3 protein-coding genes are annotated in these 1,952 nt (G+C 79.5%); 2 read left to right on the forward strand and 1 reads right to left on the reverse strand.

The features are described from left to right. Nucleotides 1–551, reverse strand: a 551-nt coding sequence (locus GTR00_RS23115) for an aminoacyl-tRNA deacylase (RefSeq protein WP_205706139.1), incomplete at its 3' end; no start/stop codon positions are given. Between the two features lie 378 nt (nt 552–929). On the opposite strand from GTR00_RS23115, the gene GTR00_RS25190 reads away from it, so the two are divergent. Beyond that, nucleotides 930–1,430: a DUF6504 family protein gene (locus tag GTR00_RS25190; RefSeq protein WP_205706140.1), complete on the forward strand. Its 501-nt coding sequence runs from the start codon at nt 930–932 to the stop codon at nt 1,428–1,430. Nucleotides 1,431–1,461: 31 nt separating this feature from the next. Continuing rightward, nucleotides 1,462–1,920 (forward strand): SAV_6107 family HEPN domain-containing protein, encoded by a 459-nt coding sequence (locus tag GTR00_RS18235; protein WP_166612993.1) that lies wholly within the window; start codon nt 1,462–1,464, stop codon nt 1,918–1,920. Nucleotides 1,921–1,952: the final 32 nt, after the last annotated feature.

Genomic DNA, 1,952 nt, shown 5'->3' on the forward strand with positions numbered 1-1,952 from the left:
GGGTGGGCGCCCGCCAGCCTCAGCAGCTCGTCGTAGCGGGTGCGGAAGAAGGCGCACGGGTGGCCCGCGGGCACCCACACCGCCGGGTGCAGGGCCAGCGTGACGTCGACGTAGGTGGGCAGCGGCTCGGCCAGCCCCACGGGGGAGGCGGACCCGAGCACCGAGCCGGTGCGGCGGGCCGTCTCCGCCTCGCCGGCGACCTCCAGACCCGGCACGCAGAGGACCGCGGCCAGCAGCGGCGGGAACAGCTCGTGCACGGCGGAGGCCACGACGAGCAGCGGCGTGCCGTCGGGGGTGCGCAGCAGGGCGCTGCGGGCGACGGCCGCGGTGGGCACGCCCAGGTGGTCGGCCACGGCCTCGGCGGTGCGCAGGCCCGGGGGCAGCAGGACCACCTCGCCGGTGGCGCCCAGCAGCTCCAGCGCCCGGGCGGTGGACCGTGCGCTCGACGGGGCCGGCGGGTCGGCGTCCAGGTGCCCGGGGGGTTGGCGCCCCGGCGGCGCGTCGAGGAGACCGCTCCCGGCGGAGGTGCGATCGGCGGTCGTCCACCTCATGCACCCCCACGGTAGGCGCGTCCCGGCGCCCCGTCGCGCTGGACGGGCCCCGCGCGCCACCAGGGCACCACAGGGGCGCCGCGCGGGTGCCGCCCGGGTGCCGCCCGGGTGCTGCCGGGGTCCTCGCCGGGGCGGTGCGCGCCCGCCCGGGCGGGCGCGGGAGGTGCCCGTTCCGTTGACGCGGGGGAGCACCGGTGGTGTAGCTTCGAAGAGCGTTCGAACCGGTGTTCGAACGCCGTGGCCGTCCGGCGGCGCGGTCCGGGGAGAAGGGGAAGCTCCCGCGGCCCGCGCCCCGGGCGCGCCGCGCGCAGCCGCTTCCCCCGGCTCGCCCGCCGCGGGAGGTCCGCGGCGCCGGCTGGAGCAGGAGGGGGAAGCCCGGTGCGACGGTTCTCTGACGAGGTGCACGTGCGGTGCGGCGTCCTGGGCGACGACCCCGGCGCCCCGGTGCAGTTCGTGTGGCGCGACCGGCTCTACCTCGTGCGCTCGGTGCTGGCGCACTGGCGCGAGCGCAGCGCCTGGTGGGAGGGGCCCGCGGTGGCCGCGGTGCACGGCGAGGACGCCGGTGCGCCGGGTGCGCCGGGTGCGCCGCGCCGGGGCGAGGCGCCCGGTGACGAGGTGCCCGGCTCGGAGGTGCTGGCCGGGGCCCCCGCCCCCCGGCCGGTCCTGGCGCTGGGGGAGCTGGAGCGCGAGGTGTTCCGCGTGGAGGCCGCCGTCGGGCGCACCCGCGCCGGCGTCTACGACCTCGCCCACCCCGTGGTGGCGGGCACGGCGGCGACCGCGCGGCCGGTCGGCCGCGCTCACGGGCAGGGCCTCGTGTCGGAGGCTCCTGGTAACCAGGAGGTCGACGGCGCGTGGCGGTTGCTCCGCGTCAGCGACTGAGATCCGGACAGCACCGGAGAGGTGAACCGCGATGACCACCCCGAGGGCCTCTTCCCCCGGTGGCGCCCCCGAGGGTACCGCCGACCGCCCCCGACACCTGAACACCGCCACGCTGGACCTGCTCGAGCGTTGCGAGACCGAGCTGCGCGAGGCCGCCGCCGAGGCGGCACCGGCCGAGCGCTACCTGCACGCCCACCTGTCGGCCCTGCGCGCCGGCGCGGCCCTGGTCGCCCTGCACGGCCGGCCCACCGCCCCGCGGCGCAGCCAGCCGCGCAGCGTGTGGGAGATGCTGCCGCGGCTGGACCCCGCGCTGACGGACTGGTCGCACCGCTTCGCCGCCAGCGCCCGCCTGCGGGCGCGCGTCGAGGCCGGCCAGCCCGACGCCGTCGACGCCGCGGACGCCGACGCCCTGCTGGCCGACGCCGTGGAGTTCCACCGCGTCGTCGAGGGCATGCTCGGCCTGAGCAGGGTGCACCCGCTGGCCAGCTGACCCCGTCCCGCGCGCCCCCGGCGCGCGGGACG

This window comes from Kineococcus indalonis (assembly GCF_009906395.1).
Taxonomy (GTDB): Bacteria; Actinomycetota; Actinomycetes; order Actinomycetales; family Kineococcaceae; genus Kineococcus; species Kineococcus indalonis.

What these genes read in the sequence shown, in the direction of transcription:
- GTR00_RS18235 (WP_166612993.1), top strand. Translation starts at nt 1,462, where the DNA reads ATGACCACCCCGAGGGCCTCTTCCCCCGGTGGCGCCCCCGAGGGTACC.